Annotated in this window: 20 protein-coding genes; 8 read left to right on the forward strand and 12 right to left on the reverse strand. The window is 37.6% G+C overall.

Features of this window, described 5'->3' with window-relative positions:
- Positions 1–20: 20 nt before the first annotated feature.
- Entirely contained in the window at positions 21–1,298 is a 1,278-nt protein-coding gene (locus EHQ43_RS06680) for an esterase/lipase family protein (protein WP_135754589.1), read from the forward strand.
- 1 nt (position 1,299) lies between these two features.
- Here the strand turns inward: EHQ43_RS06680 and EHQ43_RS06685 are convergent, their stop codons facing one another.
- Complete coding sequence (locus tag EHQ43_RS06685; RefSeq protein ID WP_135770457.1) at positions 1,300–2,235, reverse strand: histone deacetylase family protein; 936 nt, start codon at positions 2,233–2,235, stop codon at positions 1,300–1,302.
- Positions 2,232–2,795, reverse strand: a complete 564-nt coding sequence (locus EHQ43_RS06690; protein ID WP_135741183.1) for a hypothetical protein — start codon at positions 2,793–2,795, stop codon at positions 2,232–2,234. The genes EHQ43_RS06685 and EHQ43_RS06690 overlap by 4 nt, the downstream gene beginning before the upstream one ends.
- 86 nt (positions 2,796–2,881) lie before the next feature.
- Between EHQ43_RS06690 and EHQ43_RS06695 the strand changes: the two genes are divergently transcribed.
- Complete coding sequence (locus tag EHQ43_RS06695; RefSeq protein ID WP_135741182.1) at positions 2,882–3,841, forward strand: putative glycoside hydrolase; 960 nt, start codon at positions 2,882–2,884, stop codon at positions 3,839–3,841.
- A gap of 96 nt (positions 3,842–3,937) precedes the next feature.
- Here EHQ43_RS06695 and EHQ43_RS06700 read toward each other — a convergent pair whose 3' ends face one another.
- The 4 genes from EHQ43_RS06700 to EHQ43_RS06715 form a co-directional block, all read right to left on the reverse strand.
- Positions 3,938–4,960, reverse strand: a complete 1,023-nt coding sequence (locus EHQ43_RS06700) for a lipase secretion chaperone (RefSeq protein WP_135741181.1) — start codon at positions 4,958–4,960, stop codon at positions 3,938–3,940.
- Positions 4,961–5,076: 116 nt separating this feature from the next.
- On the reverse strand, positions 5,077–5,988 hold the full coding sequence (locus tag EHQ43_RS06705) for an esterase/lipase family protein (RefSeq protein ID WP_135741180.1): 912 nt from the start codon (positions 5,986–5,988) through the stop codon (positions 5,077–5,079).
- A gap of 113 nt (positions 5,989–6,101) precedes the next feature.
- The gene (locus EHQ43_RS06710; protein ID WP_135741179.1) at positions 6,102–7,139 is read right to left on the reverse strand and encodes a hypothetical protein; all 1,038 of its coding nucleotides are present in this window, start codon (positions 7,137–7,139) and stop codon (positions 6,102–6,104) included.
- 94 nt (positions 7,140–7,233) lie between these two features.
- A complete protein-coding gene (locus EHQ43_RS06715) occupies positions 7,234–8,346 on the reverse strand; it encodes a lipase family alpha/beta hydrolase (protein ID WP_135741178.1) in 1,113 nt (370 codons plus the stop codon).
- A gap of 269 nt (positions 8,347–8,615) precedes the next feature.
- On the opposite strand from EHQ43_RS06715, the gene EHQ43_RS06720 reads away from it, so the two are divergent.
- Positions 8,616–9,473: a polysaccharide lyase family protein gene (locus tag EHQ43_RS06720; protein ID WP_135770458.1), complete on the forward strand. Its 858-nt coding sequence runs from the start codon at positions 8,616–8,618 to the stop codon at positions 9,471–9,473.
- A 63-nt stretch (positions 9,474–9,536) separates the two neighbouring features.
- On the opposite strand, the gene radA is transcribed toward EHQ43_RS06720, so the two are convergent.
- Positions 9,537–10,904, reverse strand: coding sequence for a DNA repair protein RadA (gene radA, locus EHQ43_RS06725; RefSeq protein ID WP_135741176.1), 1,368 nt, complete (start codon positions 10,902–10,904; stop codon positions 9,537–9,539).
- Positions 10,904–11,542, reverse strand: coding sequence for a ribonuclease D (locus EHQ43_RS06730; protein ID WP_135741175.1), 639 nt, complete (start codon positions 11,540–11,542; stop codon positions 10,904–10,906). Before EHQ43_RS06730 ends, radA begins: the two co-directional genes overlap by 1 nt.
- A gap of 54 nt (positions 11,543–11,596) precedes the next feature.
- On the opposite strand from EHQ43_RS06730, the gene EHQ43_RS06735 reads away from it, so the two are divergent.
- From EHQ43_RS06735 to EHQ43_RS06750, 4 genes are all read left to right on the forward strand, one after another.
- Complete coding sequence (locus EHQ43_RS06735) at positions 11,597–13,483, forward strand: glycoside hydrolase family 36 protein (RefSeq protein WP_135770459.1); 1,887 nt, start codon at positions 11,597–11,599, stop codon at positions 13,481–13,483.
- Between the two features lie 78 nt (positions 13,484–13,561).
- On the forward strand, positions 13,562–14,017 hold the full coding sequence (locus EHQ43_RS06740) for a putative lipoprotein (protein ID WP_244242679.1): 456 nt from the start codon (positions 13,562–13,564) through the stop codon (positions 14,015–14,017).
- A gap of 425 nt (positions 14,018–14,442) precedes the next feature.
- Complete coding sequence (locus EHQ43_RS06745) at positions 14,443–15,882, forward strand: hypothetical protein (protein WP_425269621.1); 1,440 nt, start codon at positions 14,443–14,445, stop codon at positions 15,880–15,882.
- Positions 15,879–17,495 carry a dolichyl-phosphate-mannose--protein mannosyltransferase gene (locus EHQ43_RS06750; RefSeq protein ID WP_135770460.1) on the forward strand — a complete coding sequence of 539 codons (1,617 nt, stop codon included), beginning with the start codon at positions 15,879–15,881 and terminating at the stop codon, positions 17,493–17,495. Before EHQ43_RS06745 ends, EHQ43_RS06750 begins: the two co-directional genes overlap by 4 nt.
- Here the strand turns inward: EHQ43_RS06750 and EHQ43_RS06755 are convergent.
- The 3 genes from EHQ43_RS06755 to EHQ43_RS06765 are packed head-to-tail and all read right to left on the reverse strand — an operon-like array spanning position 17,452 to position 20,307.
- Positions 17,452–18,564, reverse strand: a complete 1,113-nt coding sequence (locus tag EHQ43_RS06755) for a SpoIIE family protein phosphatase (RefSeq protein WP_135770461.1) — start codon at positions 18,562–18,564, stop codon at positions 17,452–17,454. The genes EHQ43_RS06750 and EHQ43_RS06755 overlap by 44 nt on opposite strands.
- A gap of 28 nt (positions 18,565–18,592) precedes the next feature.
- The gene (locus EHQ43_RS06760) at positions 18,593–19,408 is read right to left on the reverse strand and encodes a hypothetical protein (protein WP_135741170.1); all 816 of its coding nucleotides are present in this window, start codon (positions 19,406–19,408) and stop codon (positions 18,593–18,595) included.
- Entirely contained in the window at positions 19,408–20,307 is a 900-nt protein-coding gene (locus EHQ43_RS06765; RefSeq protein ID WP_135741169.1) for a histone deacetylase family protein, read from the reverse strand. The genes EHQ43_RS06760 and EHQ43_RS06765 overlap by 1 nt, the downstream gene beginning before the upstream one ends.
- 91 nt (positions 20,308–20,398) lie before the next feature.
- Between EHQ43_RS06765 and pyk the strand changes: the two genes are divergently transcribed.
- Positions 20,399–21,835 (forward strand): pyruvate kinase, encoded by a 1,437-nt coding sequence (pyk, locus tag EHQ43_RS06770; protein WP_135742416.1) that lies wholly within the window; start codon positions 20,399–20,401, stop codon positions 21,833–21,835.
- Here pyk and EHQ43_RS06775 read toward each other — a convergent pair.
- Positions 21,828–23,072, reverse strand: coding sequence for a BaiN/RdsA family NAD(P)/FAD-dependent oxidoreductase (locus EHQ43_RS06775; protein ID WP_135754582.1), 1,245 nt, complete (start codon positions 23,070–23,072; stop codon positions 21,828–21,830). The genes pyk and EHQ43_RS06775 overlap by 8 nt on opposite strands.

Raw genomic sequence — 23,072 nt, forward strand, 5'->3', positions numbered from 1 at the left:
ACTCAGTAAACTAATCCACCGTGATCCAAATCCTCATCAACTCCCTCGCCGGGAAAACTGTTTCCCTCACCCAAAAAACAACGGATTCCCTTTTAAAAGGAGTTCAATTTTTAGTCCATGGCAGTCTGACAAAAACAGGAGATGGATTGGATCTTTTGTCCAATGCGTTTTTTTATAAACCAGAATGGAGGGAATCACTCCAAAAACTAGGTGTTCAAGTCAGAGACACAGGACTTCGATCGAATGAGGAATTACAAAAAACAATCGAACTCACAAACCAAGCCTTTGACAAAGCCCTCTTCAAAGTAGAGCTCACTGCGAAAAAAAGTGATGATATGGTGTTTGATAACCGTATGGTATCCAGTATATTAGGAAGTTCTCATAATCAAAAATTCAAACTTACAAAAATTGATATGAGTTTTCGAACCTTCGGAAAAGACATCACAGCCAAAGAAACGATTACCGAATTCCATCACTCTGGGAAAACCAAATCTGTCCTATTTTTACCAGGTTTATTTACAGACGAATCCGTATGGCAAGAACAAACGGTAGAATATAAAAATCGACAAATCACTTCCCCAGGACTTGCCACGGAACTAGAGGATTGTGGTTACTTCTCTTTTTATTTAAGGTACAACCATGGACTCCCTATCCATGAAAATGGAAAAAAACTCATGCACCTTTTGGATGTTTTTTTTGAAGAAGGTAAGGACATCAAACCAGATATCATCTGTTATAGTTTGGGTTGCCTAATCTTTCGATCTTGTATTTATTATGCGAAGTTGGAAAACAAACCTTGGATCCATCGGCTTGGTCGGATCACACTGATTGCAGCACCAAACAAAGGTTCGTATTTGGAAAAAATTGGATTTTGGCTAGGGTTTCTCTTTGAAAAAAGTCCCAATGTGGCGATGAAGATCATCGGAATGATTGGAAACTTGCGAAGTGATGCGATCAAAGATTTATCTTTTGGCCTTATCCGAAAGGAAGAAAAAGGTTGGAAGGAAACCATTTCGGGATACTTTGCAGAAACCTATTTTGGCGAGTTAGATGATTTGGATGTGTACCAGGCGTATGCACTGATGGAAGGGCCAGAGAACCCTCTGCAAAACTTTTTAGGAGATGGCATTGTAGAGAAAAAAAGTCTCACCTACCTTACGGACAAAGTGTTCGACAAAAAAACAAACCCAGGTTTACGCACATTAGAACTGAAGAAACAAAACCATTTTTCGATCATCAGTTCGAGACCTCTCATCCATTGGGTAAAAGAAGTGTTTGGAGTGGCACCAAAGGCTTAATTTAAGATTGGGCGAGTGTTTCCAAATGTACTTTCACAGATTCAGAAAGAGCTTGGAAATCATATCCACCTTCCAAAAATGAAAGTAGTTTTCCACCGGAGTGAACACGAGATATCTCTTTCACTTCGTTTGTCATGTGCTCGTATGAAACTGTTTTTAAATTCATTCCTGCCAGTGGGTCATTTTTGTGGGCATCAAATCCAGCAGAAACCAAAACAAACTCTGGTTGGAATCTTTCCATTTCTTTATGGATAATAGAAAACTGATCCAGATATTGTTTTTCTTCTGACCCACGTGCCATTGGCAAATTCAAAGTAGTTCCAAATCCTTTGCCTTGACCACGTTCCTTTTCAGATCCTGTGCCTGGATAAAACGGATATTGGTGAAGAGAAACAAAATATACAGATTCATCTTCGTAAAACTGGTGTTGGGTGCCATTTCCATGGTGTACATCCCAATCTAAAATCAAAATTCGTTTGATTCCCTGGCTTTGCAAATACTTCGCAGTGATGGCTATATTATTAAACAAACAAAATCCCATCGCGTGATCGGACTCAGCATGGTGGCCAGGGGGGCGAACAAGGGCCATTCCATTTTTTAACTTTCCATCTAAAATATCTTGTGAGAGAGCCACTCCTGCGCCAACTGCTAGAGATGCTGCCTTAAATGTGTTTGGAGAAAAAACAGTATCACCATCTAAGTATCCACTTCCTTTTTCTTCACAAACTTTTGCCACCAAACGAACGTAATTTGGATCGTGGATCTCTGAAATAAGAGATAAGGGTGCTTCTTTGAATGATTTGTTCCAATGAAAAAACTCGGAGGGAAGATCGGAAATTGCCTCCAAAATGGATTCCAATCGGACATGGGTTTCCGGATGACCCGGCCCTGTTTTATGGTCCAAAAAGGATTCGTGAAAGGCTATCCCTGTTTTCATTGGAATAACATAAACCTTTCGATGAACACAATCATTTCAATAATTTCTGCAATGATGCGATCAATTTGTTTTGTGACTTGTATTTTTTCCTCAGGAGAAATGGTTTTGTCAAGTCCTGCATTGCCATACACTGCGTAAAATGTTTTGATATCATTAGAAAAATCAGTATTGAACCATTCTCGAAACACACGGTGTTTCATTTTGTATTCTGGTCGTATTACGCCAGTTAATTCCCATATCCCACCTTCTCCAAATCGTAATCGTAACTCAAAAAGTCCTCTGTCTTTACGAATATATACTTCTTCATCGATTTGAGAAAAATCGAGTTTTCGTAACATCACAAGCACAAGTAAGATATTTTCTAAATATTCGTTTAATTCCTTTTTTTCCAATCCACTGATTTTGGCATCGTCACCTAAATGTTGTAGATATGACTCTCCCATTGCTTTATACAATTTTGATACTTCCACCATCCGGTCTTTGAATTGTGCCTGTTCCGAAAGGACTTCGGGAAAACGACCGTACGATTTGATTTGGAAGTCATTTGTAATTTCAATCATGCCCAAATTTTAGGAAACCAAGGGAATTTCGTCAATCGATTCGATTTGAATTTTCATTCATGGGGAAAAAACTTGTCATAACAGCTATGAAACCACTATTTTCATTTCTCTTATTATTTGTATTTGTCTCTTGCCAATCTATTTCCCAGACAAAGGGCCAAGAAAGATCTGGTTCCGTAAACGAACCTCCTGAATTCATAGAAGGGCTATATATCAATACCAAAACTATTCGCGACAAAAAACGCTGGAGTTTACTATTCCAAGTGATGAAAGACGCTGGGATGAACACCGCTGTCGTGGATATGCAACCCCATCCCCCTACTCCTGAACAAATGACAGAAGCGAAGGCACTAGGAATTTATATGGTGGCAAGAGTCGTAAACTTTGAAGGTGGACTCACAGAAAAGTCACCAAACACAAATTTAATGGCATCGATTCAAAAATCCATCCGCAAAGCATGTGAATTGGGATTCCCTGAAATCCAACTCGATTACATACGTTATGCTGATGGAGGAACAAACTTCAGTATGAGTTATGAAAAAAGGTATGAGTCAATTTTAGGTATAATCAAAGAACATAAAGAAAAAACAAAAGAAAGTTGTCCGAGTGATACAAGGTGGACGGCCGATATATTTGGAAGGGTCCCATTTATTGAAAACGATGTGATTGGCCAGAAAGTAGAACCTTTTAGTGAAGAACTGAATGGCCTTTATCCCATGCTTTATCCCTCTCATTTTTACGGACTGACCAAACGTGTCGCTGATCCTTATGGAACTATAAAAGATGGACTCGATCTCACTGTTAAACGAGCCAAACAAGGAACAAAAGCCATCGCATGGGTCCAAGGATTTAATATGATGGTTGGACCAAGTAAATTGAGTTATACGGATTACATCAAAGTACAGATGCAAGGGGCACGTGATTCGGCGGGGCATGGTTTTATTGTGTGGAATGCTGGGAACGAATACTTAGAAACAATGAATGCCTATGAAAAGTATAAAAAAGAACCCACACCAAACCAGAGTAACCTTTCAAAAAATGAATAACCTTTAACCCAAATTAATAATGAGTCAGATTCTTTTTGCTTTTCAAACATAGAAACATTTGAAGATACAAAAAGAATCGAATTCATTTTTAGCAGGTTATTTACTTGCTTCCTCTATATTTTTCCTTCGTAAGTATGCATCTGCTTCTTCCTCGGATCCTAAAATTTGGATGCGAAGTTCCTTCAATTTTTTCTCTTTGTCTGCAGCAGACAAATTAGCATTCTCTCTAAGGAATTCTTTTTCTTTAGATTCGTAAGTTGATACGGATTCCCAAAGTTTGGTTTCTTTTTTACGTTCGTTCGCTAAGGCTTCCGCTTTTTCTTTCCCAAAGTATTTGGATTCAATTTTAAATAAATATTTCTCTTTTTCCTTCGGATCCGCAATAGAAGCATACTCTTTTTCACGTAGAGACATTTCCATTTGGTAATGGTCGAATTTATCTTCTCTAGAAACCAAAGAATCATAATAGTTTCCATATGTTTTTTTCTTAAAGTCTTCAAATTGTTTTACTCGAAGGTCAGCAGAAAGATTTGTCGTTTGTTTCAGAAAATTGTTTGTTCCCTCTAAAAAGGAGACTTGTGATTCTTCCATTCCAAATATCAATTCAGCTTTATCCGAAAGAATTTCCCTTCGTTTGGCTTTGATTTTTTCATATAATTCCACAAAGTTTAAGTCCGTAGGTTGCTCCCATTTGCGGTATTCTTCTTCGTAACGGAAATAGGATATAAATAGATCTTTCACCTTTTCTCTGTCAGGTGAATCATACTCAGCGTCAATATAAGCAAGGATTGTGGCATTACACTGGTCAGGAGTAAAATCGGGTTTACACTTCCTACGAAGTGCCCATACTTCCCAAACAAAATTCACTTTGCCTGATTTTAAATCTTCGAGTAACTCCAAGTATGGTTTGGTTTTGTCTTCACGAAAGGGAGAAATTGCTTCATCCCAAAATCCCTCGCCATTTCCTAAAGGAGAAATCCGTTCTGATACCATTTGTTCTTCAGGTGATAAGGAATTTTTAGAACTGGTATCTGAATCATTTTGTTTTAAAAAGTATAATAAACTTAAAAATAGAACAAGGAAGAGAACAATAATGAGTATAATTTTTTTGAAATCCATTTGTGTTAACGGGAAAACCTTTAGGAAACTTTCTGTAATTTGGAATTAGAAATCGATAAGATTCAGTACAAAAAAAAGCCGATGGAACCACCGGCTTCTCTTTGCGTGAGGATTAATTATAATCCAGCTTTTGCATTTTTTGCGATGTTTAAGTACCAACCTTGCACATCAAAAAAGTTTTGTCCACTCCATGCCAAGTTTGTTGCTTGGAGGTGGTCAATCCCTGTTGCAAACCAATAGGAAGAAGGTGTTCCTTTCCAAGCTCCCCATTTTTGAGAATTCAATGGAACCACTCCGTCATTACCACCACCTAAACCGTAAAACAATCCACCAGCCCAAGTGATTGGGTGAGTGAGTGCCATGATAGGGTGTTGGATCAGGTCAGCCCAAGCCATTTGGCTTCCATACGAGTAGTACTTGATTCCAGATTTGTTAGGAGAATTTGTGTTAAATGTTTTTACATAACTTACTGTAAGAGATTTTCCCATAGCGATTGCATCTTGCGGACGACCATCACGGTAAACTAGTTTTGCGAGGAGTCCAAGTGCAGAGTTTGCAAAAGGTTGTAACCAGCTTGGGATCGCGGCAAGAACGATATCTGCCATAGGAGCCCCTTGGTGAAGTGAATTGATTGTTGTGACGGTTTGTGTTTTTCCAGAGAATCCTAAATTGGATACCATATAACGAATCACAAGTCCACCTTGGCTGTGTCCCATCAAATGAACCTTAGAACAACCGTTTGCTGTCATCCATGTATTCACTGAAGATTGGATTTGGCTTGCGCGAACTGGAATTGAATTTGTTGCAGAACTTCCAGGTGTTGTTACCTTAGCTCCTTGGCTACGGAGGTAACCATCAAGGCCTCCCCAATATTTTACGAGACCACCAGCGAGTCCTTGTGTATCGTCAAAACCGAGGATACCGTGGACAAGTGCGATGCATTGGCCATCCAAAGGACCAGCAAACAAACCTGATGTGGGGAAGGAGAGAAGGGTTGCTAAAAACCCGATCGCAATTTTCTTTTTCATATTTCACCTGAACTTTCTATGTTTTTAGCTAAATTACCGCACACAGGCGCCATAAGTCAACAGTTTATGGCACAAATATGGCAATTGTTTCAGAACAGTGTTCTAAATCACCTTCAATTCACACCATAGGTACGTTCGTCTGAAGCTCTGTAGTACCCACTTGCTTCCTCATTTTTAATGATTTCTGCCTCTTCCCCGAAGAGTTGTTTCCGCATGGCATCGAGCAGTTTTTCGTCTTCTGCTGTCATCCCACCTTTTTTTGTGGAAAGTTGGTTCCGTTTTTCGGCATATTTCTGCTGGTTTTGCCATGCCTTTTCCCGTTCTTCTTCAAGGGCATCCCAGCGGTTTAGCGCCGCTTGGTCCATGCCCATGGTTTGGCGGATTTCCCGAAGGGCGGACTTACGTTCCCCATAGGATAAAACTTTAAGGTCTTTTTGGACAGCAACCATAAACCCTTCAGTGAGTTGTTGGCGTTTGTTTTCCATAAGCCGTGGGTATTCCTTTCCAAACTGTTCCTTTAAGGTTTGTGAATATTGACTTAGTTTTGCATCTAAATTGCCAGCAGGGCTTTCTTGGATCCGTTTCAAACTATCTCCAATTACGGTCATTTTTTTTTCCATTGCCCAAATTTGATCTGCTTTTTCACCAAACAATCGATAACGTTCTTTCCACATCATCTCACGGCGAGCTTCGTCAGACATTAGCCCCACCTTACTCATGTTTGCTTCTCTGAAACGATTATAATTGTATAAACTTTCCGACATTCGTAAAAGTTCCAATGCTTTGTTTGGAAATGCATACCCCAATATTTGGTTTAAAACCTTTACCCAATCATTCGGATATAATTTCGGAAGATCTTTCATTAACTCTTCAATCATGGCAATTTGTGCGGCAGGATTATCTATATTTTTACCATACTTTTCTTGGAGGATCCGTGCAATCTCTTCCATCGAGTATTCCATAAGTTTATGATCTGCATAATCTTCTGGTAAGTTTGGTAATTCTTTTGACTCTGAAATTTTACCTTCACTAAGAATCGATTCAAAGTCTTTTTGGTTTTTATCTTTTGTTGGTCTGATGATTAAGATAACAACAAATAGAATGATAAGTGCAGATAGTACGCTATATAGGATTTTTTTATTTTGAAACATAATGATTGAATGTGAATGATGATTTTTTTTGTAGGATGAGTATTAAAAAATTAGAGATTGGCAGTAAGTTTTTTTCTTACTGCCAAAGAGGTTATTAACCGCCTTTTGTGACGATAAACTCTAAAATCGATGCATAAAATTCTTCTTCATCAAATGTATCTGGCGGAACCCCTACCACATCTAAATGGTCTTGGCTCACAACAGATGACTTAGAAGTCATTTGTGCAGATGTTGGTGCATTTAAGTTGCTTACATACCCTAGGCTTGTATTGACAGTGATCGAATCAAAACAAATTGCACATTCGTTGTATTGCAAACGATCGCCCATTTGTTGTGAATTGATTCCAACGAGTCCGTCATCGTCATTGTTCCCACGAGTACCATCACCTTTTCCGGCCGCACCATCATTGTCACAATCGTCTACGCAATACCCGTCTCCATCAATGTTATAAAATCCTTCCTTAAGAAGGTATAACGCAGGGTTTGTATTGATGCTATCTTGTGCTGTGATGATGGATCCCCAGTATGCTGCATTACTAGAATTCACATTATAATTTGCATTGAATGCTTTCATGCCAGTTGTGATCCCATCAGTAGAGGAATAATCATTATACACTAATTGTTTTGCCGCTGCGATTCCATCATTTCCGGAACCGTAAATTGCATTTCCAAAAAGTTTCGCAAGTGCATTCACAACCGATGTGACACCTGGACCTAAGTCTAGGATGTACTTGGCAGTAGGAGAACCTCTATGTGGGCTTGATACTGAAATTAAAGCATGGACAACTTGTCTTCCGTATCTTGCACGTAATACAGCTGCTGCTTTTCTTGCATCAATTCCCCCTTGAGAGTGACCAATGATATTCACTTTGGTGGCTCCAGTGGATGTCATATAGTTTTGAATGCGGTCCGCAAGTTGTGTTCCACGCACTTCCGACGATTGGAAGGGAGTGACACTTGCTGCTAACGCCTTTTGGCTAGAGTGGATGCTACCGTTACACGCTGTTTCCAAAAACTCGTCACAAGGATCCCCAACGAAGGTACCGTAGTCGTTACCAAAGTAGTAGTATCCGAGTAAGTTGTCGAATCCAGATAGTCCATGTGCGAACACCACTGGATACACTGTTTTTCTTGAGCCTGCATGAACCCCTGTTGTGAACAATAGGAGCGCGAGGAGGCAAACAAGATTTTTCTTTTTAGAGTTCATAAATCACCTCTGAACAATCTACAGATAAGTTACAATTGTAGAGAAAAAGTCAAGTTAATTGTGTTAATTTTGGGTCAATTTATTTACTGATGACATACTTGGTACTTATTCTATAAATTTTGCCAAATATAAAACATATTTCGGGAATTGCCTAGAACCAAAGACCTTTAGCGAGTTAATCTCTCAACAACTGTCGTGTGTTGGTATTGGTTGCTGATGGGATCTCTTCACTCCTATCGTCTATTGGATAGGAACAAAAGAATTGAGTCATGTATGAAGGCACAATAAACAAATCCATTTGTATCACATGGTTCCTTTCATGTTTTCTTTTGGGTTGTCAAAAACCAAAAGAAAGTCAAACCTTAGAGTTGTTAGCTGGCACTGCCCTTGCCTACCAAGCTGCCACAACCATTGTCTGTACAAATGAACAACTTACCAAAACACAACAAGGTAGGATTTTCCAAACGAGTTTTGAATCTACGAGTGAATTTTCGTCTTTTTATATTGTTCCTTCTCCTTACCAATCAGTAGCGACTCATGGACAAAGTACAGAACAAAAAATGACTGGGACTTATTCACACAAAGCATCCATCACTGGACTTGGCCCAACTTGTTTTTACCCTCAAAATTGTAACCATAGAGGATACCCAACCATCCAACTCAACAAACTAGCGTCAGGTGGATTTAAGACTCCTGTACTCATTGAGTTCTATGTATATTTAGATATGGATCTTACGAGTAACCAAGATTGGTTTAGTTTTGCAACTTTCTCAGCTGATGCTTCCGACTCCTGGCGGAGAGTGGTTTTAGTCAATATTGATGCCAAAGATTATGTTTATCTTATGCATGTCCCAACTCACAATCAAAATGTACACACTTACCAAGTGACAAACTTACCTTTTCCAAGAAGGCAATGGAAAAAAATAACAACATGCCTAGATTTCGCTCCGCAAGGTGGGTTCGCTAAAGTTTGGGTTGATTCTACTCTCGTCTCAACTGCAAATGTTTCGGGAGGTTGTGGAGTTTTGGAACAAGCACATTTGGGTTTGTATGCGTCACCAACATTAAGTTCAGGAAACGTTTATAATGATGATGTAAGGATTGAAGAAGTCAGTGTATGCCCGTAACAATGAAACATTCGATTGAAAATCAGATCTTTGATTGAATCTTTTTAAAAGACTAAGTATGTTTTACAAACCTAACTCTTGTAAGTGTTTAATAGGCACGAGTTCGATGGATGAAAACATTCCTTCTACTTCTTTCCAATTGCCATGTGGGATATAGATTTTACTGATCCCAATTCCCGCTAGTTCTTTGATACGTAGACTGATTTGACCAACACTTCTCACTTCCCCAGATAGTCCAACTTCTCCAAGATAACCAGTTTCTCTTGAGATAGGTTTGTCACGAAACGAAGAGACAATAGATGCAGTAATGGCTAAGTCAAGGCTTGGTTCATCCACACTGAGCCCACCAGCAAGGTTACTAAAAATATCAGATTCTGAAAGTGGGAGTCCTAAGTATTTTTCAATCACCGCGGAAAGTAAAATCACACGCCGGTTATCGAGACCCTCCGCCATTCGCCTTGCTTGGCCAAATGCGGATTTGGTGACAAGGGCTTGTACTTCAACACTGATAGCACGGGATCCTTCCATCACAGAAGAAAGAACACTGCCTGACCGTTCTTCCGTTTCGGGTGAGATAAATAAACGATGGCGGTCAAGGACTTGTTTCAATCCACCTAGAACCATTTCAAAGATAGCTGTGTCTCCTACTGCCCCAAATCTGTTTTTGACCGCACGTAAAATGCGATAATAATTGAATCTGTCACCTTCAAAGTATAAAACTGTGTCCACCAAATGTTCTAACACTTTCGGACCTGCAATTTGTCCTTCCTTGGTGATATGTCCAATAAGGAAAATAGGAACTGACGTCCGTTTGGCGGTTTCTAAAAATACTTGGGATGATTCACGCAGTTGGGTGATAGTGCCTGCTTGGTTCACTAGACTTTCTTTTAGAATGGTTTGGATGGAATCAATAAAAACAACTTTTGGTTGTAAGTCGGTTATCATTTGTGAGATGTTTTCTGCATAAACTTCTGAAGATAATAATATGTTTTCGGATGTGACTCCCATTCGTTTGGCACGAAGTCCAATTTGTGAAGCGGATTCTTCCCCAGAAATGTACAATACAGTTCCTTGGTCTGCGATGTTTTTTGCCATCTCGAGTACCAAGGTAGATTTTCCAACTCCTGGTTCTCCTCCAACTAACACCAAACTGCCGGGAACAATCCCACCTCCTAACACCAAATCAAGTTCGCTAAACCCAGTCTGAGTGCGGGTATGAGAATCACTGACAACCGAGCCAATTGATTTTGGATCTGTATACTTTCGATCCCTTGGTTTTATCGATAAAGGAGAATCAAATCGACCTTGCGAAGTGTTTGTGACTTCTTCAATTTGGTTCCACTCTCCGCAAGATGGGCATTTTCCAGCCCACCTGCTAAATGTATCACCACACGCTTTACATTGGTATTGGGTGAGTTGTTTTTTGGCCATCAGTGTTCAAAAAGATTGTATACTTCTAGTAAATCAAGTTCCACTTGGGTTTCTAAAAATCCAAAACACTTTTCAGCAATGGCAAACCTGTTTTCGCGTATCATCATCTCGGTCAAAGTAGATTCGAGTGAAATTAAAAATCGAACATCGGTTGATGCATAGTCCACTTGGTCTTTAGTTAGGATTTTTTTACCCCAATCAGAACTTTGATTTTTTTTATCAATATTTTCTTCAAAAAATTCTCTGATTAGCTCTTTTAACCCATGTTTATCGGTATATGTGCGAGCAAGTTTACTTGCAATTTTTGTGCAAAATACATTTTGTACCTTGATACCAAGCCTTGCCCGAAGGAAGGTCATATCCATACGCGCAAAATGGAAAATTTTAGTAATCTCTTTTGATTCGAATAATTTTTGAATATGCGGGGCTTCTTTTTGGCCAGGAAGGATTTGCACTAAAGCAACTTTGTTTTTAGAATCGGAAATTTGAACGACACAAAGCCTGTCCCTTCGGGGATTGAGCCCCATCATTTCACAATCCACTGCTAACCGATCGTCTTTTTTAAAAGCTTCAAAAAAATCTTCGTTCAGATCTCCTTGTAAAACGACTGGTTTTATAGTTGAACGTTTTTGGGTCATAATGGCTTACTATGGAAACCACCCTAACAAAATCATCAAATAGATTTTTCCAAGATGAAAATTCAATATAGAGTTCATAATTCCGTCACCATTTCCCAATTCTTCCCTGTGAAAGCAGGTGTTTTTCAATCCGAATGCAAAAAGTTTGAACTTTTGCTCGGTACATCAAAAGACTCAAAACTAGGAACCGTTCTCAGTCCTAAATTGATTTGGAGAGAAAGTACCCGCCCAGAAGTTGGATTTTCAGTCGATCACTTAGAGTTAGAACTCACAGATGTTCCAGAAGGGAATGGATTTGACCTTTTCCAACACGGATACCAATCGTGGTCCATTTCCAGAAAAGTGGAAAGTACCGATGTTGACAGATCACCATTGTTATCATTTTTACATTATTCCCAAGAAAATGTTTATTCCAAAAACGAAGCAAAAGTTGGAAAATTTATCTCCGAATACCTCACCCTCCTTTATAATAAAGAAAATCAAAATGGTGTATTGTATGCACCACTCGAAGCAGGCGAATTTGGAACAAAGTTTGAAATAACCTTTGGTAAAGAAGGAAACGTAACGTCCGTTAAAGTAATCTATGACATCCATTGTTTGCCTGATTTACGCCCCAATGCAAAATTAAATATTTCTAAAATCAAAATTTTGTTTTTTAAAGGTTCACCTGAAACAAAGTTATTAAAATACTTTGAAGAACTAGGCAAAAAGGAAGGACCAAACAATTTACCTAAAAAAGTGCCTACTGGTTGGTGCTCATGGTATTATTATTATACTGGTATTGACCAAAAAACCATTTTAGACAATCTAACAAAAGTTAGAGAACTAAATTTACCATTTGAATTTTTCCAAATCGATGACGGTTACCAAAAAGAAATTGGAGATTGGCTCATTCCCAATGATAAATTCCCTGGAGGGATGAGAATTCTAGCAGATGAAATCAAACGTGTAGGACTAAAACCAGGGATCTGGCTTGCTCCTTTCCTTGTTCGAAAAAAATCAGAATTCTTTCGCAAATACCCAGAAGCTATTTTAAAAGACCAAAATGGAAAACCAGTTCCAGCATTGTACAACCCACTATGGGGAAGAGGATACACATATGCACTCGACATCACTCATCCTACAGCACTTGCTTATATTGAAAAAGTTTTCACTACATTAGTAAAAGAATGGGGTTATCCTTATTTAAAATTGGACTTTTTGTATGCGGGACTTTTACCAGGTGATGTTTACGACAAAACTTTGTCACCTCAAGCCCGTTACCAAAATGCTCTCAAACTCATTCGTAAAATAGTTGGGAAAAACACATTCCTATTAGGTTGTGGTGCTCCTATGTTGCCATCGATTGGTTTTTTTGATGGGATGCGAATTTCTTGTGATGTGGCTCCATTTTGGAATCCAGAAAAGATTCGGATCTTTCTGAAAGACAGAAATGCCCTTTGTACAAAGAAAGCACTGATCAATGACATCACAAGGTCTTCGATGCACAGGCATTTATGGCTCAATGATCCCGATTGCCTTCTTGTTCGCAAAAAAAAGAACAAAATGAACGAAGCACAAACAAAACTGATGGCTTCCGTCATGGCTGTGTCAGGTGGGATGTTACTTGTTTCTGATGATTTGACAAAATTAGAAACTGATCGTTTGGATTTACTCAAAAAAGCTTTCCAATTGAACAGGGAGTGCCAAGCCTATACTCCCATCCCCATTGGGATTTTCGAAAATGAATTCCCTCTCGCCCTCTATAACCCAGGAGGGTATTTAGGAATATGGAATCCTACTGAGGAAGAAAAAACAGTTCGTTTTTCTCTTCCTCCCGGCGTCAAAACGAAAGCTCCATTCTTAGATTTTTGGACTGGCACAATAGTCGATTTACACCCTGTTGACGGTGGATTCGAAACAACTTTACCAGCTTTTGGTTCTGTTGTGGTCTCTGTTTAAGAAAGAAAATTCATTGACGGTTTTCAAAAAAATCTTAGAATCTTTGCAATTCGACGTAAGAGGTTTTTTATGCGTTCCATGAAAGTTTTCACATTGATTTCAGCATTGGCATTGTTCACTTCAGTTAACAATTGTTCTATTTTAGATTCCGCTTCCGGTAGTGCGAGCCGTTTAGGAGTTTCCGTTTCTGATTCTACATCTGCACTTGTAAAATCGATTTCAAAAAGTATCTCTTCTATTTCTGAAAGCGAAAAAGAAAAAGCAATGAATGAATACAAAGAAGATATCATTGCAAGTGTATCTTTACAAATTCGATATGAAAACCAAAAACAAGAATTGGAAAACCAACTCGCTCTCATTGCAAAAAAACATGGGGTTGTTGCGTGGAAATCCAATCCATCCACATACATTGCTATCGGACAAGGATTAAAACAAGCTAAGCTCACTCCATCCGAAATGAAATTAGTAACAGAAGATGTTGCAAAACAAAACGTTGTGGTCGCAAAACTCGTATCAAAAGGATACAATCTATAATTCTCAACTTGTTAGGGCGGATTGTTTCCGCCCGCTTTCATACAATCCCAGCTTTACTCTACCTTCTTTTTGTTCTTTTCCCAATTGTATCTGTATCATCCCAAACCCATAAGAACCGATATGGTTTTTTATACATAGATTCCAATTCAGGCCAATCGAGTGGTGGCCACTCAGCACTTCTTCTCGGAGATCGTGTTTATCACTTACAGTATTCTTTTGAGGACCAAATCTTTCACATTGTGAGAGAAAGTTGGGATGATTTTCGTTTCCAATATGGTGTGGTTGAAAATCGAAATATAGAATTTTATGAATGGAATCTATCAAACTCTGCCAAACAAATCTTACGCCAGAGATGGAATGAATTGTATTTGGTCCAAGAAACTCATATCCAAAACCAAAAAAATTTAGAAGAAGATTGGGAATGGATGAGGGACAACCAAGAAAACAACCCCTTCCCAGATCTTATCATTGGCTTCGGATATTTCACAAATAGGGAAGACCCTCATTCTCCCATTCCAAAACTATTTTCCTTTCGAAAAAACGAATTGGAATATTTAAAAAAGAATATTGAAACCATTTCGGATCAATCTTCGCAAACCAAGTGGGAAATTAAAGACGATGAAATTTCTCTCCCAGAAACAAATTCACCGCTACATTTGATCCCAACGATTGAAACAGAAACAAACCTTCATATCCAAAATCAAAGAAAAATATTCGTACGAATGTTTTTACAAAATCCAGTGTTATTATATGAACAAGCGTTTGTCAAATTAGAGGGCAAAAACTTTTCACTCACACACGAGGAAGCTAAAATTTGGAAAGGATACTTACCGAAACTAGTAAATGAATTAAAGGTATGTATATTAGAAAATAGTTGTAAGGATTGGGAAGAGATGACACTTCTACTTCGAATCCTATATATACAAAAATCAATCGAAGTTAGACAAATTGTATTTCCAAAAAAGAACTTTACGGGGTTTTCATATTTAGAATACACGGAGCTCCCTGAATCAACTATCAGCACCAAACAAAAAGAATATGAAACTATCTTTATTGAAAAACGTAAAGAATTTGGAAAAGGATATCATCCGATTCAATTTTACAATTGGGAAACTTTTTTATCTCATTTTCAAAGTTTCATTGAAGCTAAAACATTTACGGAAGGAATCGAATTCAATTTGGTGGGGCAATTCCCTTATCCAAAAACTCGAAATTCATTCTTGAAACAAGGATCAAATGAAAAATCCAAACAAAGTTTCAAACAATGGGAAATGTATTCATACAAAATCCAAAACTTATATTCGTATCATTTGGTGTTTCAAAATTGCACAAATGAATTGTTCCATTATTTAAACTTAATGTTCCCTGAAGGAAAAATTGGAGAGGAAAAATTTTGGGATCCTTTGTCGGAAAATGTATTTGTATTCAATTTTATCCCTTCAATTGCTGCTAAAAAATTACATTCTAGTCCCTATACTAAAGATTTTACATTGTATCCTTCTTATCGAAATCTGAAACGAAATACAATCAGCAATTGGAAAGAAAAAAATATAGTAGAACGTTTTGTCCCCAGTTCCAAAATTTATAAGCCAAATCCTATGGACCATTCGTTTTTATTCTTCACTGAAGAGAGTGTTTGGAATCGACCCTTATTTGGTATGGCAAATCTTATGTGGGGGATTGGATATACAAGTGTGGGAATCGTAAAATCACCATTTGACCGTGGAAAAGATGTTTCAAAAGGATCCGAAACTATTTTTTATAGCTTACCTGAACTTTTTTTCTTTAATATCAGGAAAGGTCATTTCCCATTGATCTCGGCAGAAGAAATACCAGAAGAATACTACGAGAAAGAAACCAAATGAATTATTTATACTTTTACCTTCCTTATCTTTTTATTCTATTCGCTTTATCACTCCCCACCAAACCTTGGTTCTACCCTGGAAGCCAACCGTTATACCTTTCAATCACGCTCTTCTTTGTTTTATTACAATCATTCATTTTTTATAACAAAAAAAAACAGTTCATAAACGAAGTTAGTTTCCATAAATACATCCCTACCAATTGGATTATTGCAAGTTTCTATTTTTTATTTATGTTATGTTTTCCGATTCTCAATCGAAATTGGGGCGATGGACTTTTACTGTTAGAAACCAATCTTTTGGAAACAAAACTATTTGGGTTCCAATTTACCTTGGATGAAATACTAGAAAGTATTCTGCACAGCCAACTTATGAATGGATTGTCATACTTTCAAATCCAAGAAGATCCGACAGTCTCTTATTCAATTCTATCTTATTTTTCAGGGATACTATTCATCTGTGGTTTTTTATTTTTAGGACGATTTAAACAAAAAGACCTTTCGATCTTATTTCTTCTTTCATCAGGAGGGATTTTACTTGGATTTGGATATGCAGAGAATTATACGTTAGTGACAACAATCCATTTAGGATTATATCTATTTTTAAATAGGTATGCATCCGATCCAAAAGACAATGATATTCTTTTATATGGCAGCACATCAATAGTCGCCTTATCAATGTTATTCCACTTAGTTTCTGGATATTTAGTTATTTTATTAGTGTATTTATGGGTTTTCCATTCTCCCAAAGAGAAAAAAATCAAACATCTAGTTTATTGCACCTTACTCGGGTCTTTGATTTTATTGCCTTGGTTTGTTTATTTTAGTGCCTTTCATGATCCAACAGTAGACAAAAATAGCACACACCTCATCCATCCTCCTTTTTACCCATTAAAACGATGGGTATCCAACAATCATTTAAAGGAAATACTTTCCGTACTGTATTGGAATGCCGGTATCTCAACTTTTTATCTAAGTTACCAATTTTTTTTCCAAAAAGAAAAATGGAAACAATTCATAAAATATCCATTCCATAAACTGATGTTAGTTGTAATTTTAGCTTTTGTTTTGCATGGTTTTTTACATAACCCACAACTAGGGTTCCCAGCAGATTGGGACTTAATGGGATTTTATTGGTTACCCATTACCTTACTTGCTTTTTTGTATTGGAAACAAGAATCAAAAATTGTCTGGGAGTGGGTTCCGCTTCAATTCTTTGGTGCTTCGTTAGTAATGATTGCCGCAGTCCAATTAAACAAAACCAATCCAAAAGATGTTTTGATTTGGGAGATTACAAAAAAAGCAATCTCCACTTATTCAACCGAAAATAAAACATTTATCCAAAGTTTACCAAAAGAGGATAAAAAGTTTTTTGCCAAAGGTGATTTTTTGTTTTTCAAAGGAGACTACATTACACAACAATTATGTGATTTTCCAGAAAAACAAGCGCTGATAGAATCTATGAAATCACATCGAAAAAATTGGAAACAAGGTTTCTTAGATGGTACTTTTAAATCAAAAGATCAATTGAATGTTTTTTTGACAGAAGCAACAAAAACAAATGTTTTGTATCTTAAATCTCTAGAAGCAAATACGATATGTCATCCGAAGCTTTAGAAGAAGTCTCCAAATATTGTATGTAATTGGAAATTTCAATTTTCATCGCTTCAATTCGGTTGTCTCCACCTGGTAATTGAACCAATGTTTGAACAAGTGGATGTGAGCTTGAAGCAAGTAAACCATCAGAATACAAAAACAATATATCACCTGATTCAACTTTGATTTGGTTTTCGGCAAATTCCATATCTTTTAAGATCCCGAGAATTTGGCCAGATTGGTCTTGTAAAATCAATGGTGCCCGGCTATCTTTTTGGAAGACCATTGGGAATGGATGTCCACCCCGAGCATAAGTGATTTTTTTTTCGGAATGTTCAACTACGATACTAATCGCAGTCATACTATGAGTTCCAATTTCATTACACAACTCTCGATTCAATCGAGACAATAATTCGGATGGTGCAACGGTTGTTGTGCGAGCCAATTCCTTATGAATGGTAGTCATAAGGATTGCAATGAGGCCAGATGTAACACCATGACCTTCGATATCACCCATAAGGATTAATGTTTTGTCCTCTGTGAGTGGAATCACTTGGAAAAAATCTCCAGAAACAAAACTAACCGGTTTGATTTCTGAAAAAATTTTACGTTTTAAAGAAGGCAAATTCATTGTTTTGGATTGGATTTTTGCTGCAAGCCTTAAGTCACGTTTGATCGATTCATCCATCGATTCTTTATCTTTTAGAAAATTATAATACTCAAATGCTCGGGAAATAGCGGCTTCAATGGATTTTGTATGGAATGGTTTTAGAATAAAATCAGATGCCCTATGATATAAGGAAGAGACAACTGTTTGGATGTCATGTTCGCCAGTCATCATCAGAACTTGTGTTTTGGAATCGATGGATTTGATTTTGGGTAAAATTTCCAAACCAGAAGTTTGGGGCATATTTACATCTAAAAATACAATTGGATTTTTTTCCCTATCAAAGTATTCCAAACCTTGGAGTGGATTTGTGAAATAACGGACAAAATATCCCAAACCATTGACAATCAATTCCAAGGTTTCACAGATTTCAGTATCATCATCTATGATGAGAATTTCAGGTTTGAAGGAATATTCGGACATCTACGATGATTATCGGAATAAACTTGGTCTATTTTGAGACTAATCGGAATTTTAGTTTTTCTTTTACCTCTTCTACTTTTCGAAAATATGCCTCATGGAAGACTTTTTTTTCTAAATAAGGATCAGTACACGAAATCATTTCCCCATATTTCCATTCGTAAGGTTCACCATTCTCATACTGAACTCTGTTTTGATGGATTTGTGAGGATAGGCTACGAAGGTTTGTCCCACGGAAGTTTCTGACAAGCGCACGAAACGTACCCTCTTTTTCTGGATCAATGAAACGAAATTTCCGTGAAAACAATACGGCATCGTGGAAATATTCAGGAACGTTAAATGCACCTGATGTTCCCAATCGTTTGGAAAGTACTCGGATAAAATCAGTGAATTCGTTGAGGACATTTAAACCAGGGTATTCTTGTCCAAAGTACAATTCTTTTTTTAAATCTCCAGGCTCAAAGTTGATGTTTTGAGTGAGTAACCAATCGATATAAATCATTGGGAACTGTTCATCATCACCTTTCAATTGGAATTGAGAAACTTTTAAGCGTGTATGGACTAAAATTTTTCTCGATTCCGATTTTATGTAAATACGATTATCAAAATCATTTAGAATTTCAAGTTCAATGATAGGATTTTGAAATCCACGTTTTTCAACAGCAGAAATCATTCCCGAACTAACTAACAGCTGTTCCACTTCGTAATGTGTGAAACGATTGAATAGTTTTGGTTCCATATTTAAAGATGTATTTAATTCTTTCGAAACATCAACTAAAGACAAGTCATCCAGATTCAACCAGTCGGTTTGGTTTTTCTTTTTGTCTGTTGAAGAAAATACACCCATTATTTTTCACCAAATGCAGTGATTGTGTTAAAATGAATTTCTACAGTATCCCGAAAGTCTCTTGCATATCCACCTGCTAAAGTGACAACACAAGGAATGTTTAATGATTCAGCAAATTTCCTAACCATCAAATCCCTCTCCTTCAATCCTTTCATGGAGACTTTTAATTCACCAAGTGAATCATCCTCATAAGGATCTGCTCCTGCAACATAATAAATAATATTTGAATCAAAATCCTTTCGAATTTGGTTTAAGGATTTATCTAAGATCGAAAGGTATTCATCGTCTTTTATGTTGGGTTCTAAATTCACATCTAAGTTAGATATTTCTTTCTTGGGGTAAAGATTCCCTTGGTGCATCGAAAATGTGTAAACTTTGTCATCATATTGAAAAATATAAGAATTGCCATTGCCTTGATGTAAATCTAAGTCTATAATAAGTGCGTTTACATTTGGCTTTGTTTCTTTTTGTTTCCTAATAGCAATGGCAACGTCATTCAAGTAACAAAATCCTTCTGCCTTGTCAGGAAAACTATGATGGTAACCACCACCCATATTGAAAGCAAACTGGTGTTTGTCGGATAATTCACTAGCAAGAATAGTTCCTCCAACTCCGTACATAAAACTTTCCACAATACTTCGATTTAACGGCAACTCAGAATACATTGTCCGAGGTGTATGTTCATAACTAAATAAATCATCTAAGTATTCTTTTGTATGAACTAACTCGAGTTCCGCATCATCAGCTTTTTTTGGTAAAAGAATATCCCATGTTGCATAAACTGGATCTCTTTTGACTCGATTATAAAGATGGGAATATTTGTGAGCAGGGAAAACATGACCAGGTAAATCGAGGTTGTACGAAGAATGGTAGATAAGAGCAAGCGCATTTGATGCCATTAAATTGATATTTTTGCGAAAAATGACACAAGTCAATTCAATCCATACAAATTACTTGCAGGAAAAAACAAAAAAGCCAAGTTTAGGGTCTATGCTGGAAGACGATAAAATCCCCAAAAAACGCACTAAGATTATCTGTACCATTGGACCTGCCTCAGCAAATCGAGAAACGATTCTAAACTTGATTTATTCAGGTATGGACCTTGCTCGTATGAACTTTTCTCATTCCACTCATGACTACCACAAAGAGATTTTCGAATTATTAAGGGAGTGCGAACAAGAATCTGGAAAATCCATAGGAATTCTTGCTGATTTGCAAGGCCCAAAGATCCGCACTGGCAAACTCAGTTCCGGTCCCATAGAATTAAAATCGGGTGACCAAATTGCCATCAACAACAAAGGCGATTTTTTAGGGAACAAAGATGAGATCGGATGCACCTACCAATACATTTTAAATGATATTGATGTTGGGCATAAAATTCTCATCGATGATGGAAAACTTGCCTTTGTCGTAAAATCTAAAACAAAAGAAAGAGCCATTTTAGAAACAGTGATTGGTGGAGTTTTAAAAGACAACAAAGGTATCAATTTACCAGGGACTCCCATTTCTGCTCCTGCCCTTTCTGAAAAGGACATTGAAGATTTACAATTCGCACTCTCACTTGGTGTGGATTATATCGCTTTATCATTTGTTAGACGAGCAAGCGATTTGGAAATGGCACGTCAATTCATGAAAGATAGTTATGCAGGTCTCATTGCAAAAATTGAGAGACCGGAAGCCATCCAAAATATAGAAGAAATCATCGATCATTGTGATGGTATTATGATTGCAAGAGGAGATCTTGGAGTTGAGTTAGATACCCAATATGTTCCTATCATTCAAAAAGAAATGATCACAAAACTCAACCAAAGAGGAAAACCTGTCATAACTGCCACACAAATGTTAGAGACTATGATCGACAACCCAAGACCTACAAGAGCTGAAGCAAGTGATGTGGCAAATGCAGTCATGGATGGAACTGACGCAGTGATGTTGTCTGGCGAAACCGCATCTGGTAAATACCCAGTCGAAACTGTCAAAACGATGACAAGTATTATCCAAGCAGCAGAAGAATCTGAAATATACTTATCTCATTTACGAAGTATGGACCGTACAGAATTTGAAGTGGAACGTACGGCACTTGGGAGTGCTGCAGAATCCATATCGCGCTCCATCCGTGCAAAAGCAATCATCAACTTCACTCGGTCAGGTTATTCATCACTCTTGTCATCTGAATTTAGACCTCTCAATCCAATATATTCCTTTACTCCTTTTTTGGGAACTGCAAGGAAGATGCAATTGTTTTGGGGTGTTGAATCTTACGTGATGCCAATGATGGATAAGTTTCCTGATATGATTGCCTTTATGAGTAAAACTCTCAAATCAGAAGGAAAATTAAAATCAGGTGATACTGTTGTAATATTGTCTGGAGCACCAGGTTCTGTTGCACAAACAGTGGATTTTATCCAAATCCATAAAATCAAATAACAAATGTTTTTCGGATACCTTGGGCGGCGATCACACTTGTCGTCCAAGCGTTTTGAAAATTAAATCCACCCGTAATCCCATCGATATCAATCACTTCTCCTACAAAGTACAATCCAGGGCAAAGTTTACTTTCCATCGTTTGGAATTGAATTTCCTTTCGATTCACACCACCTGCAGTCACAAACTCATCCTTAAACACACCTTTTGCTACCATTTGTAATTTTTTTTGGGTTAGGTTTAATGATAAAACTCGAATGTCTGATTTGCTCAAATCAGAGTAACGTTTGTTTGCTTGTATATTTGATTCCTTTAATATCCAATCAAAAAATCGAGATGGCAATTTCCAATCGGGATTCGCTGAAACTTTTTCACTGGCAGAGGATTCTTTTTTTTTCGAATAGGTCTCCTCAACTATTTGAGTGGACTGACCACCTACCCAATTGAGTGATAATTCAACTTTATAATTGGCTTCAAATAAAGTGCGAGCTTCCCAGGCAGATAATCTCAATGCAGCTGGGCCACTCAATCCCCAATGTGTGATCAGAATTGGACCACTTTGAGCTTTTCCCTTTGGCACAATTTTGATTTCAGCATTTGGAACAACAAGACCTGTTAATTCCATTAAATCGGTATTTGCTAAAGTGAGAGTGAATAAAGAAGGAACCGGATCTACAATCGTATGATTGAGTTTTTCTAAAATGCTCCAAACCTTTCGATTGGAACCAGTTGCCATCACAACGATATCAAAAAATTCTTCCTTACCACCTTCCCACAACAAACGAAACCTTTCTATTTGGTTTTCTAATTGGTAAATCCCAACTAATCCTTGTTCAAAGTGGATAGGAATTTTATACTTTTGAAGTTCATTCAAAAAACAATTGATGATAGTTTCGGATTTGTCTGTGATAGGGAACATCCTTCCATCGGCTTCTGCTTTGAGAGTCACACCCCTTTTAGCAAACCATTCGATGGTATCCTTTGGTTGGAATCGTTCAAATGCCCATCGTAATTCTTTTTGGCCGCGTGGGTATCTAAGTGATAATAGTTCTGGGTCAAACAATTGGTGAGTCACATTACACCTCCCTCCTCCAGAAATACGAAGTTTGGTTAAAGGTTCTTTCGAGCGTTCAAATATTTGAATCGTAGCGTTTCCCTCCAAAGACTCATAAATCTGTAGAGCCGCAAAACAACCTGAGGCACCTGCCCCAATCACTGCGATTTTGGGTTTATGACCCAA

The organism is Leptospira bouyouniensis (assembly GCF_004769525.1).
Classification (GTDB): Bacteria; Spirochaetota; Leptospiria; order Leptospirales; family Leptospiraceae; genus Leptospira_A; species Leptospira_A bouyouniensis.